Origin of the sequence: Candidatus Thiosymbion oneisti (assembly GCF_900092655.1) — a bacterium.
GTDB lineage: Bacteria > Pseudomonadota > Gammaproteobacteria > Chromatiales > Chromatiaceae > Thiosymbion > Thiosymbion oneisti.
In genome coordinates this window covers 1-13,975 of the sequence record NZ_FLUY01000308.1, presented here as the reverse complement: position 1 = coordinate 13,975, position 13,975 = coordinate 1, and the positions used below count along the sequence as shown (strand labels likewise).

Sequence of the window (13,975 nt, the reverse complement as noted above, 5' to 3'; positions counted from 1 at the left end):
TCCCGGCGTCTGGAACGCGAGTGCCGGCGCAACCTGGAGTTGAGCTGGCTGCGGGAGGGGTTAGTCCCGAGCTACCGGACCAGCGCCGAGTTTCGCCGAGTGCACGGGAAGGCGCTGCGTGCGGTGAATCGCGATTTCGTCTCGTTGTGTCAAGAGCTGGAGCTGCTGGGCGCAGAAACGATCGGCATTGACGGTTGGTTTTCTCACGCCAGCGCCGTGACGCCAGCATCACAACCAAAAAGAGCTTGGAAGCCGAGCTGAAAAAGATCGAGCGTGATCTGGACGCCTACACGCGGGAGCTTGATGCCAATGACGCGCAGGAAACCGATGCGGGTGAGGGGTTAGGTGAAGACCCCGCGCTGGCGAGCAAGCTGGAAGAACTCAAGGCGCACCAGGCCCGCCAGCAGGCGCAACGCAAGCAGCTAGAGGAGCGTGGTGAGACCCAGCGCTCCCGTACCGACCCCGATGCGCGGGCCTTGAACAAGGGCAACCAGCCTGTGACGGGCTACAAGGTGCAAGGTTGCGTTGGCGACAAACACCAGCTCATTGTGCATCATCAAGTCACCAACGCCGGCAATGATCGGAACCAGCTCAGAGGCTGTCTAAAAACTAACCTAATTGATTTTCTACTGGCATTGATTTTCGGCTGGCTCCCCACGCTCCAGCGTCGATTAAGCGCCTGGTAGGCTAACAGCCAACGCCTATCAGCACGGAGAAGCTGCGTCCGCTGGAGCGGACAAGACGGCGTTCCCACGCTGGAGCGTGGGAGAGCGCGAACCGGTAGAAGATGACAGGCGACCATGTCTATAACGATAAGAGCCTACAGAGTAGAAGATGCATCGCGCTTACGTTCTATTTTCTATCACACCGTGCATCACATCAATAAAGCCCATTATACCAAAGAGCAGTTAGATGCATGGGCACCTTTGTCATCACGCAATCCTGATAGCTGGCTAAACAAATGGGCAACAACGCCGCCGTTTGTGGCGATTATACAAGACAACATAGTAGGTTTTGCACAAATTGACAAAAAGGGTTATATTGATACATTGTATGTACATCATCGCTATCACCATAAAGGCATTGGGTCCAGTTTAATGAGAGCAATGATCGATTGGGCAAAGCAACAATCCATCCATCGGATTTATGCCCATGTGAGTATCACAGCACGTCCTTTTTTTGAGTCAAAAGGTTTTACTGTTGTTAAAGGACAAACCGTTACAGTACGAGGTGTAGCGATGAATAATATAATCATGGAAAGCCATATTAGCTCATGAGATTAGATCACTTATTAGCTTTGATCAACATAATCAATCGTAAGCGTGTTAGGACCGTAGCGGGCTAAGCGTAGGATGGGCAAAGCAAGCGCCCGACAAGAGGGTCCAAGGTTTCGGTCACTGCGCGGAGGTTTCCGAACCGTAGCAGCTTGATAGGATGCACAAAGCGAAGCGTGCCCATCAAATCTCTTTTTCGCCCCGACGGCCTTTTGGAGTGTGGCGGCAACTGGTGGGCCCAGTGCCTCGGGTGATTCCTCGATGATTGGCTGGTCGCACCAGTCTGGCAGCCGGCACCAAGCCGCCGCCGCTTTGGATCAGAAGCGCCCAACAACCAAAGCGCCGTCGCCGCGCCGCGTGGGAAACGCCACACCATTGATCCTTGAGCAACGGTCGTGGTCGTAGCGTGCACCGTCGCAGGCCGCAATCCGGTTGCGGCGCTTTGCCGGCGCACTCCAAAGGATCGGGCCGATTACCCGACTGCTCCTATTGACTTACCCGCCAACAGCTTGTTTCAGCGATGTTTATCATTCGGTTGCCCTGCTAAATTAGTGTCCATTCGTGTTCATTCGTGGTTCCCTGTAGCATACGCCTCTGAACTGCCGCCTCGGAGCCGACAGATATGATCGATGTACGGGTCCAAACCGAGCCATTCGATATCGCCGCGGAGCAGGAAGACCTGTGGCGCAGGCGGCCTCAGGTCGGGGCCCTGGTGACTTTCGTGGGGCTGATGCGGGATATGAACCAAGGCGAGCGGGTAAGCCGGATGATCCTGGAGCACTATCCGGGGATGACCGAGAAGGCCCTGATCGCCATCGCCGAGGAAGCGGGCAGGCGCTGGGACCTGCAGGGGATTCGGGTCCTGCACCGGGTCGGGGCGCTCAGGCCCCAAGACCCGATTGTCCTGGTGGCCGTAACTGGCACCCACCGCAGCGAGGCCTTCCGTGCCTGCGAGTTCCTGATCGACTACTTGAAGACCCATGCCCCCTTCTGGAAAAAGGAAATCACCGACCAGGGCGAGCACTGGCTGGACTCCCGGACCTCGGACGCGACGGCGGCGCGGCGTTGGGAGCAAGCATAGCCTTTGGCCGCTTGTGCTTCCAGCTTCCAGTTGCCGGCTTCCAGCAATGACGGAATCGTTTGAACCGAAAAGGCGTAAAGGATGCAAGGATTTCTTTGGATTACACGGGTTTTCACAGAAATGAATTCGCGTGATTCCTAGTTTCATCCGCACCGCTCACCGGCATGATCTTGCATCGGGATCGACTGCCCCCAAATCGGCTTTGAGAGGGATACCGGATGTATGCTCGGACCGATGTACAACTGCTTGCAGAGGGGGGTTACGGAAGGCGAGGGGCCTCTATCGGGTCCGAGCGCAACGCAGCCCCGCCGTCGGATACCGGCATGCATCGCTCATCGGGACGGCAATCCCCGGTGTGATAGGCGGGCGGGCGCGTGCAGCGCGACGGAAAATCCGGGTGTGAGTGGGAGCAAGCCGCTTGCAGTTCGGTCCAGCTTCGGTATGCTTCAAACTTAGGGATTCGACGCTGGGCTATGTCCGCTATGATTTAGGGGCAGGGATGTCCGGCCGTGTCCGATCGCATCGCCGTTACATGCAACGAAGACATGCCGCAAAATCGGAAGCCCACTTTCGATTGCGTATATTGAAAGCCCCCGTGGAGGGGGTTCTTCAAGGTCCTCATAAGACACCAGGTTGCTTCAACTGGAGGAGTGAGAAAACCAATGCCTAACACCGACTACACCATCGCACACGGCTCCGCACGCGCGGTCGCCACGAACAAGGTGTTGAAAAACACCTATATGTTGCTTTCCGCCACCCTGGTCTTCAGCGCCCTGATGGCGGGCCTGTCCATCATGCTGGCGGTTCCGAGTTGGGTGTACCTGGTCTCGGTCATCGGCGCCATGGTGCTCGGTATATTCGTATTGCCGCGGACCGCCAATGCCAGCACCGGCATCGGTATGATCTTTCTGATCACCGGCCTGCTCGGATTCGGGCTCGGTGCCATCCTGACCACGTATCTCGCCCTGCCCAAGGGACCCCAGATCATCGGCACGGCCTTCGCCGGCACGGGCCTGATCTTTCTGGGTCTTTCCGGCTATGCCCTGACCAGCAAGCGGGATTTCAGCTTCATGGGCGGCTTTCTGTTCGCCGGCATCATGGTCGTCTTCATCGTCGGCATCGCCAACCTCTTTCTGGCCCTGCCCGCCCTGTCGCTGGCTATCTCCGGTGCCATCATCCTGCTCATGAGCGGCTTTATCCTCTTCGATACCAGCCGCATCATCAATGGTGGCGAGACCAACTACATCATGGCTACCTACGGGTTGTACCTGAGTATCTTCAACATCTTCATCAGCCTACTCCAGATTCTCGGCATTATGGGCGATGAATGACGGACTGCTCCCCAACCTGTGATCAACCCCGGCCCCGGTGCCGGGGTTTTTCGTTCCTAAATCGGAGGTAAGCCGATGGATCTGTTCCTCAAGATCATCGCGGCCGCGGCCATGGGCATGATGGTCTTCTACGCCTGGCGGGCCTACCAGCACTGGCAGGAACAGGGCCCCAAGGCCCGGAAGGGAGACTGGCAGGCAGTGCTGCTGCCCCTGACCCTGGTGGTGGGGCTCGTCGTCCTGCTGATTGCAATGGTGCGGTAGGGTAGGCTCGAGCCCGTAGGATGGACGTAGGATGCGGTGAGCGCGGTTGGTTTTTCAGAATAGCACCATGAGGAGACGCGAACCGCATCTAATGATGCGGGCAGCGAACCGCACCTTTGGATAGCAGCCCGCGTAGAGCGGGAGAGTGCAGCGCATCCCGCCTTCAGCCGCTCACCGTATCATCGATGCGGTTTGCGCTGCCCGGCAGTGCTATCCTGAAAAACTTCCCGCGCCCACCGCATCCTACGCCCTTTGTCCGACCGACCCGACGACTCGCTTCCAGCCACATCCGGTCCCCCGAACAGCGCCAAATCATTCAGGATTGCTGTTGCCTTCCGGCATGGAGCTGGGCGGCTTGCAGGGTGTTCTCCAGCAGGCTCGCGATCGTCATGGGGCCGACGCCGCCGGGGACGGGGGTGATCCAGGCCGCGCGCTTGCTCACGCTTGCGAAATCCAGGTCCCCCACCAGCTTGCCTTCATTGGTGCGGTTGATGCCCACGTCGATGACCACTGCGCCTTCCTTGACCCAGTCTCCCGGAACAAACTGCGGCTGACCCACGGCGGTTACCAGGAGGTCGGCGCTGCGGGTCTTCGCGGCCAGGTCCTTGGTGTAACAGTGGCAGATCGTAGTGGTGCAGTGGGCGGCCAGCAGCTCTAGGGCCATTGGTCGGCCCACGATATTGGACTCGCCGATGATCACGGCGTCCAGCCCTTCGAGCTTGCACCCGGTGTGCTCCAGCATGGTCATGATGCCTTTAGGGGTGCAGGGACGCAGTACCGGCATGCGCAGCGCCAGTCTGCCGATGTTGTAGGGATGGAAGCCGTCGACGTCCTTGGTAGGCAGGATACGCTCGATCACTGCCTCTTCGTCGATCTGGTGCGGTAGGGGGAGTTGGATCAGGATGCCGTCGATCCGCGCGTCGGCATTGAGCGCGTCGATCAATTCCAGGAGTTGTCCCTGGGCGCTGGTGTGGGGCAGCTCGTGCAGCTCCGAGTGGAAGCCTACTTCCACGCAGGCGTTACGTTTGTTGCGGACGTAGACAACGGATGCGGGATCCTCGCCCAAGAGCACCACGGCCAGGCCGGGCCGGCGGCCGCCATCGGCAAGCAAGGCATCGACTTTTGCCTTGAGTCCGGCACGGATGTCCGCGGAGATGGTCTTGCCGTCGAGGATTTGTGCGCTCATGGGGCCTTACGTATCTTTATCGATACCGGAGGTTCGCATCATAGCCTCGACGCGGGCCTTTGCAAGGCAGGTTAGGCGTTCCGGGCAGATAGAGCCGGTTTGACGGAATCGAAATGGCTGGGTATCATTTTTTAATTTTCGTGGCAGGACCGTGTTCCGAGGGCAGCGGGGTATGGCGCAGTCTGGTAGCGCACCTGCTTTGGGAGCAGGATGTCGGGGGTTCGAATCCCTCTACCCCGACCACTAAGACGATTGATGGGAAACGGCATACCGGTATTCCCATAAGGTGGTTCGGGCCCCGGTAGCTCAGGCGGATAGAGCAAGAGCCTTCTAAGCTCTGGGTCGGGGGTTCGAGTCCCTCCCGGGGTGCCAAGTGAGTAGGGTAGGGCAGGGACGATGCTCCGAATTTTCGGCGTAGCTCAGCTGCATGAAGGCATCTTGTCCAGGGTGGATAAGCGCAACCGAGCGAATACCCGGACGAGAAGTCCAGGCGGGGTTGAGCCTTAGCGGGGAATTGTGCCGGGAAGGGTAGCGACGGATTTCCGATGGTGGACGTAGCTCAGTTGGTAGAGCACAGGATTGTGGCTCCTGTGGTCGTGGGTTCGATCCCCATCGTCCACCCCAATGCGTCCCCATGGGAAGGAGCCGTGAAAGATCCTATCCCGGAGATTTGCTCGTAAGGTCTGGTTTCCGAGTAGCTTTGTGTTAGGGACCTGAGCGCTGCATTCCCGCCCAAGGGCCGTTAGCTCAGCTGGTAGAGCAGTGGACTCTTAATCCATTGGTCGTAGGTTCGAATCCTACACGGCCCACCAATATTTTCGATGAGCTATCATCGTTGAGACGATACCGGCATGTCCCAGATCAAGCGTGTCGTCAGTACTCACCCATGCATACAGGCCCCTCTCAAGAGGGGCTTTTTTGTCGGTGCTCCACCTCTGTCCGGTAAAGAAACTCGCCGCATCCTCTGCGTAGGCGTCACGCCCTGTCTGCAACGGACGATACGATTCTCGAGTCTCCAACTCGGCCAGGTGAACCGGGCCCATTCCGTCGCCGTTTCATCTGGAGGCAAATCCATCAATGTTGCGCGTACCTTGAAGGCGCTAAAGGAATCTCCCTTGGTAGCGGGGTTTGCCGGTGGTGAAACAGGCAACACAATGGTTTCGTTTTTGGGGGAGATGGGGATCGAAACCGACATCGTTTGGACAGACCAACCGACCCGTATCTGCACGACGCTCATCGACAGAACGACTGCCTGCGTTACGGAACTGGTGGAGGAGGCGCCGCTTCCCACACCGGACGAATGGTCGGCGCTTGATGAGAAGCTTTCATTACTTCTGGCGGAGAGCGACATAATGGTGGTAGCAGGTGCACCTCCACCCGGTTCACCTGAGGACATCTACGCTAGGTTCGCCCGCAGGGCGCAAGCATCGGGAGTGGCGGTGCTGATCGATGCCCGCGGCGAAGCGCTGATGCAAGCGCTTGCTTACTTGCCGGTGCTGGCGAAGCTGAACGATCAGGAGCTTGTCGCTACCTGCGGGAGGCCAATTGATACTGAGGGAGCACTCCGTAAAGCGGCGCAGATGCTGATAAGCGGGGGCGCCCAATGGGTCCTCATCACCCAAGGAAAGAAAGACGCTTGGCTGCTGAACGAAACCCTTGCTTGGCGCTTCACGCCACCAGCGGTCCACGTCTTGAACGCAGTTGGAAGCGGCGATGCAACGACAGCAGGCATTGCTGCCGGACTAGTCCGCGGTCAATCCATGCCGGATGCCGTGCAACTTGGGATTGCGTGCGGTTCCGCGAACGCTACGACGCTCACCCCCGGCGACGTGGACGCCGATCTGGTAAAGAAGCTTGTCCCTGAAGTGGGTGTTGCGGGCAGTAAGCTAGAGCCTGTTGACATTTAAAGCCGAACGGCTGATTTCAGGCGTTGGGGACATCGAGCCAGGTACAGCGGGAGGGTGTCGCAAAAGCCCGTCCATGGGCCGTTGCGGGGCGGAAACGGAATAATGTGATCTCCCGTTTCCTTTTTTCTTCTGCATCACACAAAGACACCAAGCCACAAAGGGGTATAAGGATTGAGAGAAGAACGACAGCAATGGCGGAGAATGCTTCGTGTCTTTGTGGCTTGGTGTGAGAAAAATGAAAAAAGATCAATCGGCGGGATGCGCTGTGCTTTTCCGCCCGACTTGAGTCGCACCCATTACGACACCCTCGGCGGGAGAGGGGCTTTTGCGACACCCTTCAAGGAGAGGGGCTTTGCAGAAGGAACCTCAGTCGCGTCTTGAAGCGCCGATTGTCACCGATGAGAAGCAGAAATAATCTGCGGAATCTGCGGAATCTGTGGATTAAAATAGTCCCTTCCTTCATCGTCAGGTTAGGCGACTCACGCTTGAATCCAGGGGAACACAATGAGCACAAAGACGAATCCCGGTAACTTTTTCGAGGATTTTCGCATTGGGATGAAGATCATCCACGCCACGCCGCGCACCATCACGGAGGGAGATGTGGCCCTCTACACGGCGCTTTACGGCTCCCGATTCGCGGTCCAGTCCTCCAACGCTTTCGCCGCGGCCATCGGGCTGCCGCGCGCACCCCTGGACGACCTGCTGCTCTTCCATCTGGTGTTCGGGAAAACGGTGCCGGACATCTCGCTCAACGCCATCGCCAACCTCGGCTATGCCTCCGGACGCTTCCATGCCCTGGCCTATCCGGGGGACACCATCCGAACCGTCTCCGAGGTGATCGGCCTCAAGGAGAACTCGAACGGCAAGACCGGCACCGTCTATGTGCGCTCCGTGGGCACCAAGCAAGGGGGCGAGACGGTACTCGAATATGTCCGTTGGGTGATGGTACGGAAACAGGACCCCGGTGCTCCGCCCCCCGAGCCGGTGGTGCCCGAGCTGCCGCAGGCGGTCCCCGTCGCCGACCTGATCGTACCGGACGCACTGGACCTTTCCGGTTACGACACGGATCTGGCCGGGAACGCCTATTTCTGGGACGACTATGAAGAAGGCGAGAAGATCGACCATGTGGACGCCATGACGGTGGAGGAGAGCGACCACATGATTGCCACTCGGCTCTACCAGAATACCGCCAAGGTGCACTTCAACCAGCATACCGAAAAGGATGGTCGCTTCGGCAAGCGGATCGTCTACGGTGGTCACGTCATCAGCTTGGCACGCTCCTTTGCCTTCAACGGCCTGGCCAATGCCTTCAAGATCGCCGCCATCAACGGCGGGCGCCACGTAGCCCCCATCTTCGCCGGCGATACGGTCTACGCCTGGTCCCAGGTCTTGAGTAAGGGCGCGCTGCCGGGCCGAACCGATCTGGGCGCCCTGCGTTTGCGCCTGGTCGCCGTGAAGGACCAGGATTGCGCCGCCTTCCCCTACCGAAACCAGGAAGGGAAATACGACCCCGCGGTCGTGCTGGATTTCGACTACACCGTCCTGATACCGCGAAAACGCTAGCCCGCGTATCTCATAGGCCTGTCTATCTTTAGGAAATTGCCATCCTGGTGGAACGCAATTGTTCAACCCCTACTGTTTTGCTATCCATGGCACCTGGATTCCGGCACTGCCAGACGCTACAAACAAGGGATAGCCATGCTCAGGAAGTCCCGCTGCCGCCACGGGTCGAAGATTACGTCAGCCAGACCAATCTCGTTCGGGCAATCGAGGCCTCCGTTGATACGCTCGACCTCTAGGCGTTGGGCTTTACCCATTTTCAAAGACATTGGTCCATCTATCACCCGTTCAGTCCATGAAAACGGGCACAAAAAACAGCCGGAATCTAAAGACGAACCCATAGTACATCATTTCAGCATATTCTGTATTTTTAAAAGTCAGTAGGATGGAGAAACCAGCGTGCCTACTAGGGGCTGTTGACATTTAGATCCAAGTGACTGATTTCAGACGCAGGAAGATTCGAGCCCTCAGCTCTGAAAGATTGCGGTTATGATCGGGGCGCCCCTTTTTCAGCCGCAAATGAACGCAAATGGGTGGCAAAAGATTACATTCTCTTTTCTGTCCACAGATTACGCAGATTCTCACAGATTGCTTCGTTATCCATTTGCGTTGATTTGCGGATAACTCCTCCGTGAAGATAGCACATGCGACCTGTCGTCCGTTTCACCCTGGGCCAGCGGGTCCTGTTCAACCTGCTCTTCGTCCTGCTGACGGTAGCCGGGGCCTTTGCGGTCGGCCGCATCTCGGTCGAACGCTACCCGGAGATCAACTTCGGAAAGGTCGTCATCAACACCTTTTACCCCGGCGCCTCACCCCAGGACGTCGAGTCCTTGATCACCATCAAGATCGAAGAGGCCCTGGAGGGACTGGAGCATGTGGAGTTCATCCGCTCCAGCTCGGTGCGGGAGCGCTCCGCGATCTTGGTCAAGTTCCGCGACGATACCGACTACGCCGCCCTCTACGACGAGCTGCGCTTCCGGGTGCTCGGGATGCTGGAAGAGCTACCGGCGGGCATCGATCCACCCCGCTTCGATCTCATCGAGACCTCTACCTGGCTGCCGGTGGTAGCCGTCAATCTGGTCGGCGAGCGCTCCAACCGGGCCCTGACCTTGATGGCCGAGGAGCTCCGGGTTCCCCTGTCGCGCATTCCCGGCGTCATCGAGGCGGCACTCGAAGGTGAGCACCAACGCGAGTTCCATGTCTATCTGGATCCGCACCGGCTCAGCGCCCGGGGCGTGAGCTTCGAGGAGGTCGCCCAGGCGCTCGCGGATGCCAACCTGACTATCCCCGCCGGCGACTATCAGGACGGCTCCGGAGCATTCGTGGTCCGGGTGGACGAGCGCTTCCGCTCCCGCGAGCAGGTGGTCGCCACCCTGATCCGACGCGACCTGGACGGGTCCTTCGTGACCCTGGAGGACCTGATTTCAGAAGCCCGCGTCGGCTATCGGGACCCCCATATCATCACCTCCGTCAATGGTCGGGACTGTGTCACCATCAAGGTCCTCAAGGCCCCCGCGGGCAACGCCCTGACCATCCACCAGGAGGTCCGGCGCATCGTCGCGGAGTACACCCCCAGCCTGGCGCACCAGGGGGTAGAGATCATCCTGACCCAGGACTCGACCATCTACATCGAGGCCTCCATGAGCACCCTGGGTTGGAACCTGGCCCTAGGGATCGTCCTGGTGAGTCTGATCCTCTGGTACTTCATGGGCCTGCGCAACGCCGGTCTGGTCACCGTGGGCATCCCCTTCGCCTTTCTGGTGACCATGATCCTCATGGAGCTCACCGGCAACTCCCTGAATGAGATCACCCTGTTCTCCTTCGTGCTGATATCGGGGATCGTCGTCGACGATGCCGTCGTGGTGGTCGAGAACATCTACCGCCACGTCCAGCAGGGCGAACCCCTGGAACAGGCCATCATCGACGGGACCGCGGAGGTGATGCTGCCGGTGATCTCGGCTACCGCCACCACGGTAGCGGCCTTTCTCCCAATGCTGATCATGACCGGCTCCACCGGGGAGTTCTTCTCCCTCATCCCCAAGGCCGTGAGCTTCGCTATCGTCGCCTCCCTGTTCGAGTGCCTGTTTATCCTGCCCCTGCATTATCTGGACTTGGGTCCCCGCCCCAGACACGGCGGCACACCGCTCTCCGAGCGGGACAATATCCTGCTGCGGATTCTGCGCCGCGGCACCGACGGCCTGATCCGGCTCACCCTGCGCTGGCGCTATCTGAGCCTATCCCTGGCCTGCGTCGCCTTCCTGGTCTCCATCGCCATCCTCGGGGTCTCGATCGCCGGCCTGGCGCCCCTGATTCGGATCAAATTCTTCCCGGACGACTATAGCCTCTACTACGCCTTCATCGAGGGTCCGGCCAACACCACCATCGAGCGCACGGACGCGAAGCTGCGGGAGATCGCCCGCTACATCATGGCCGACGGTCCGGGCTATGCCCGCTCGGCGGCCGGCTTCGCCGGCTTTGTCTTCAACGAGGACTATGAGCAGGAGTTCGGTCACAACCTGGGTACGGTCACGGTGCCCCTGCCTGATCGGAAGGTGCGCGCCTTCCAGGATCCCATCGCCCACCTGGATACCATGCGCAAGCGCCTGAACGAACGCTTCGCCGGGGAAGGATTCGAGATTCACATGCGGGCCGAGAAGGATGGGCCGCCCACCGGCAAGGATGTGAATATCCAGATCGTCGGCCCCAACGAGCGCGCGGTACTGGGGCTGGCCGATGAGTTGGTGCGGGCCCTCCGGGAGAACCCGGAGCTGGGTCCTCACCTCACCGAGCTTACGGACAATCGGGGCCGACCGGCCCGGGTATTCCGGCTCGACGTCAACGCATCCAAGACCCGGGAGCTGGGATTGACCCCAGGGGACGCCGCGCGGCTGGCCGCCGCCGTGCTGGACGGCCGCTACATCGGCGACTACCGCCTGAGCGACGAAGAGGTGGACTTCAAGCTGCGGATCGATCCGGCCTATATCGACGCCCCCGAGGCGGTACTCTCGATCCCGGTCCGGGAGCACCCCTCGGGGCCCGTACACCTGGGGGATCTCGTACACCCGGTGGTCGAGATCCAGTCCGGCGAGCTCAAGCGCTACCGCGGCCAACGCAGCCTAGCCATCACCGCCAACATCAGACCCGGGGCCCCCATCTCCTCACCCCTGGTAGCGGCCTGGGTCAAGCAACACTATGCAGAGGTCCGAGACCGGTTTGCCGGCGCCACCCTGGTCTTCGGCGGTGAGTTCGAGGAGACCCAGCGTTCCTTCGACAGCCTGACCCAGGCCTTCGGGCTGGCGGTGCTGCTGATCTACCTAATCCTGGCTACCCAGTTCAAATCCTATCTACAGCCGCTGATCATCCTCTCGGCGATCATGTTCGCCATCACCGGCGTGGTCTTCGGCACCCTGGTTACCCAGACCTTGTTTACGGTCAACAGCTTCATCGCCGTCGTGGGCGTCACCGGCGTGGTGGTCAATGATTCCCTGGTCCTGCTCGACTTCATCAACCGCCGCTACCGGGCAGGCAAGACGCGCAGGGAGGCGGTGACCGAGGGCGTCCACGTGCGCTTGCGCCCCATCGTCCTGACCACCCTCACTACGACCCTGGGTCTGCTCCCCATGGCCTTAGGCATCCCCAGCTATTCCCTCATCTGGGGCACCATGGCCTCGGCCTTCGTCACCGGCCTGGCTACCGCCACCTTCCTTACCCTCTTCATCGTCCCCGTCGCCTGGGATCTGCTCATGGAAACCAAGGAGCGGAGGGCCGCCAGGCGGGAGCAAAAGACTGCTGCTGGTGCTTGAGGGGACTTTGAGTTTTTCAAGGCGCCCTTTTTACTCCCCAGTAGTTAACCGTGGTTTCTTTCTCGGTCTGAACCTTAAGAACAACCGCTGCATAAGAACATGGGATTTGATACGGAGCCGACCGGCTACGAGAAGACCATCCTGTCGGATCTGCAGGGCGCTTGGCAGTGCCTGCGCGGGGAAGTGGCCGAGAATCCGGGGTTCAATGGCTGGGAACGGGCGATTTTTCACATCGATGAGGCCATGAGCTGGGAATCCGTGCGCAACCTCCGCCGGATGCAGCGAAGCCTGATACTCGTTCGCAATATCCTTCAGCAGACCGACGTACCGGATGATGTGACCGAGTGCCTGGAGGCAGTGAGCGAGCTTATGGACGAAACGCTTGAAGCGCTCTCAAGCGGTGAAATTTGACCTATCGGTAGTCTTATTCTATCACGCTCGTTCCCACGCTCCGGAGACTGTGAAAGAATTCGCCTGAGCATCCGCACCCTGCGTTTCTGCGCATCGGAGAAGCGCAGAAATCGTGTCCAGGCGCTCGATCGGCGGCGTCTGGCCGCTGACTACCGGACCCTGGACTTACGCTGGGCAGGCACATCAATAATAAATAAAAACAGGCAGTTATGTATCATGCGGCCAGTTGCGCCAGGGCTTGGCTGCTCCTGACCTGGGTTCGCCGGGCGCAGTTATCCCGGAACGGCCCCACGCCGAGCCGGTTGACCACCCGGATCAGGTTGTAGCCAAGTACCATCAGGCTCATTTCAGCGCGGACCTTGTGGAAGCCACGCACCAGGAGGTGGTCCCAGCCGAACCAGCGCTTGAGCGTACCGAAGGGATGTTCGACCAAACCGGCGCGCTGACGCCTCCGCGGTGCGCCCTGATCGGCCATGGGTTGCCGCTGGGCCTCGACCAACGCCGCGTGCTCGCTGCGGTAAATGCGGCGCACGCCGCCGGCGTCGGGCTGGCACACCGCCGTGAGCGGGCAGTTCCGACACGGGCTAGCGGGGCGGCTGTAGCAGGTGCGCCGGACGCCGTTCTTGTGGTGTGGTTGACCACGCCGAGGCAGCAACTCGCCGGCGGGGCAGATGTCGACATCAAGGGTACGGTTGTACGAGAACCGCTCGCCGCTGAGGCGGCCGTGGCCGGTAACCGCCTGGTGCTGATCCGGGATGGGGACCTAGACCGTGGCCCCAGCCGCTTCGCAGGCAGTCAATTCGGCCTCACTGGAGTAGCCGGCATCGGCGACCGCGGTAAAGGTTCCACCCCGAGCACCGCCATGGTCTCCCGGCATTGACGGCTGAGAGGCTGTCTAAAAATTAAGATACTGATTTTAAGCCATAAAATCTGAAAATTTCGCGCTCGTTCCCACGCTCCAGCGTGGGAACGCCGTCTTGTCCGCTCCAGCGGACGCAGCTTCTCCGTGCTGATCGGCGTTGGCGGTTAGCCTACCAGGCGCTTAATCGACGCTGGAGTGTCAGATCCCTCCTCCGTCGGGACCAGGTCTGCTCCCACGCTGGAGCCTGGGGAGCCAGCCGAAAATCAATGCCCGTAGAAAATCAATAGGTTAGTTTTTAG

General features: G+C 59.7%; 13 protein-coding genes and 4 tRNA genes. 15 read left to right on the top strand and 2 right to left on the bottom strand.

The features are described 5' to 3' along the window. The 6 genes from BQ17_RS21340 to BQ17_RS02745 all read left to right on the top strand — a co-directional run. A partial coding sequence (locus tag BQ17_RS21340) for a transposase (protein WP_176722263.1) occupies window positions 1-261 on the top strand: 261 nt, incomplete at its 5' end. Continuing rightward, window positions 246-686, top strand: a complete 441-nt coding sequence (locus tag BQ17_RS02765; protein ID WP_141699054.1) for a hypothetical protein — start codon at window positions 246-248, stop codon at window positions 684-686. The genes BQ17_RS21340 and BQ17_RS02765, both read left to right, overlap by 16 nt. 114 nt (window positions 687-800) lie before the next feature. Next, window positions 801-1,277, top strand: a complete 477-nt coding sequence (locus BQ17_RS02760) for a GNAT family N-acetyltransferase (RefSeq protein ID WP_089724188.1) — start codon at window positions 801-803, stop codon at window positions 1,275-1,277. A 619-nt stretch (window positions 1,278-1,896) separates the two neighbouring features. Continuing rightward, window positions 1,897-2,355: a molybdopterin synthase catalytic subunit MoaE gene (gene moaE, locus BQ17_RS02755; protein ID WP_176722262.1), complete on the top strand. Its 459-nt coding sequence runs from the start codon at window positions 1,897-1,899 to the stop codon at window positions 2,353-2,355. Window positions 2,356-3,017: 662 nt separating this feature from the next. Continuing rightward, window positions 3,018-3,686: a Bax inhibitor-1/YccA family protein gene (locus BQ17_RS02750; protein WP_089724187.1), complete on the top strand. Its 669-nt coding sequence runs from the start codon at window positions 3,018-3,020 to the stop codon at window positions 3,684-3,686. Window positions 3,687-3,761: 75 nt separating this feature from the next. Beyond that, window positions 3,762-3,947: a hypothetical protein gene (locus tag BQ17_RS02745; protein WP_089724186.1), complete on the top strand. Its 186-nt coding sequence runs from the start codon at window positions 3,762-3,764 to the stop codon at window positions 3,945-3,947. A gap of 316 nt (window positions 3,948-4,263) precedes the next feature. On the opposite strand, the gene folD is transcribed toward BQ17_RS02745, so the two are convergent. Next, a complete protein-coding gene (folD, locus tag BQ17_RS02740) occupies window positions 4,264-5,133 on the bottom strand; it encodes a bifunctional methylenetetrahydrofolate dehydrogenase/methenyltetrahydrofolate cyclohydrolase FolD (RefSeq protein ID WP_089724185.1) in 870 nt (289 codons plus the stop codon). Between the two features lie 166 nt (window positions 5,134-5,299). Between folD and BQ17_RS02735 the strand changes: the two genes are divergently transcribed. From BQ17_RS02735 to BQ17_RS02700, 8 genes are all read left to right on the top strand, one after another. Further along, window positions 5,300-5,376 (top strand) — tRNA-Pro (locus BQ17_RS02735). Window positions 5,377-5,428: 52 nt separating this feature from the next. Then, window positions 5,429-5,505 (top strand) — tRNA-Arg (locus BQ17_RS02730). A gap of 176 nt (window positions 5,506-5,681) precedes the next feature. Next, a tRNA-His gene (locus tag BQ17_RS02725) sits at window positions 5,682-5,757 on the top strand. A 112-nt stretch (window positions 5,758-5,869) separates the two neighbouring features. Beyond that, window positions 5,870-5,945: transfer RNA gene (locus BQ17_RS02720), tRNA-Lys, on the top strand. A gap of 39 nt (window positions 5,946-5,984) precedes the next feature. Further along, on the top strand, window positions 5,985-7,040 hold the full coding sequence (locus BQ17_RS02715; RefSeq protein WP_089724184.1) for a 1-phosphofructokinase family hexose kinase: 1,056 nt from the start codon (window positions 5,985-5,987) through the stop codon (window positions 7,038-7,040). 504 nt (window positions 7,041-7,544) lie between these two features. Continuing rightward, complete coding sequence (locus BQ17_RS02710; protein ID WP_089724183.1) at window positions 7,545-8,603, top strand: MaoC family dehydratase; 1,059 nt, start codon at window positions 7,545-7,547, stop codon at window positions 8,601-8,603. A 641-nt stretch (window positions 8,604-9,244) separates the two neighbouring features. Beyond that, on the top strand, window positions 9,245-12,403 hold the full coding sequence (locus BQ17_RS02705; RefSeq protein ID WP_089724182.1) for an efflux RND transporter permease subunit: 3,159 nt from the start codon (window positions 9,245-9,247) through the stop codon (window positions 12,401-12,403). 99 nt (window positions 12,404-12,502) lie between these two features. Further along, complete coding sequence (locus BQ17_RS02700; protein ID WP_089724181.1) at window positions 12,503-12,814, top strand: hypothetical protein; 312 nt, start codon at window positions 12,503-12,505, stop codon at window positions 12,812-12,814. A 214-nt stretch (window positions 12,815-13,028) separates the two neighbouring features. On the opposite strand, the gene BQ17_RS02695 is transcribed toward BQ17_RS02700, so the two are convergent. Continuing rightward, window positions 13,029-13,469, bottom strand: coding sequence for a transposase (locus BQ17_RS02695; protein WP_176722261.1), 441 nt, complete (start codon window positions 13,467-13,469; stop codon window positions 13,029-13,031). On the opposite strand from BQ17_RS02695, the gene BQ17_RS21335 reads away from it, so the two are divergent. Next, complete coding sequence (locus tag BQ17_RS21335; RefSeq protein ID WP_176722260.1) at window positions 13,440-13,694, top strand: hypothetical protein; 255 nt, start codon at window positions 13,440-13,442, stop codon at window positions 13,692-13,694. The genes BQ17_RS02695 and BQ17_RS21335 overlap by 30 nt on opposite strands. Window positions 13,695-13,975 lie beyond the last annotated feature (281 nt).

Bases quoted from the DNA above. Each gene is read 5' to 3' on its own strand.
- BQ17_RS02760 (WP_089724188.1), top strand. From the start codon at position 801: ATGTCTATAACGATAAGAGCCTACAGAGTAGAAGATGCATCGCGCTTA.
- moaE (WP_176722262.1), top strand. From the start codon at position 1,897: ATGATCGATGTACGGGTCCAAACCGAGCCATTCGATATCGCCGCGGAG.
- BQ17_RS02750 (WP_089724187.1), top strand. From the start codon at position 3,018: ATGCCTAACACCGACTACACCATCGCACACGGCTCCGCACGCGCGGTC.
- BQ17_RS02745 (WP_089724186.1), top strand. From the start codon at position 3,762: ATGGATCTGTTCCTCAAGATCATCGCGGCCGCGGCCATGGGCATGATG.
- folD (WP_089724185.1), bottom strand. From the start codon at position 5,133: ATGAGCGCACAAATCCTCGACGGCAAGACCATCTCCGCGGACATCCGT.
- BQ17_RS02715 (WP_089724184.1), top strand. From the start codon at position 5,985: ATGTCCCAGATCAAGCGTGTCGTCAGTACTCACCCATGCATACAGGCC.
- BQ17_RS02710 (WP_089724183.1), top strand. From the start codon at position 7,545: ATGAGCACAAAGACGAATCCCGGTAACTTTTTCGAGGATTTTCGCATT.
- BQ17_RS02705 (WP_089724182.1), top strand. From the start codon at position 9,245: ATGCGACCTGTCGTCCGTTTCACCCTGGGCCAGCGGGTCCTGTTCAAC.
- BQ17_RS02700 (WP_089724181.1), top strand. From the start codon at position 12,503: ATGGGATTTGATACGGAGCCGACCGGCTACGAGAAGACCATCCTGTCG.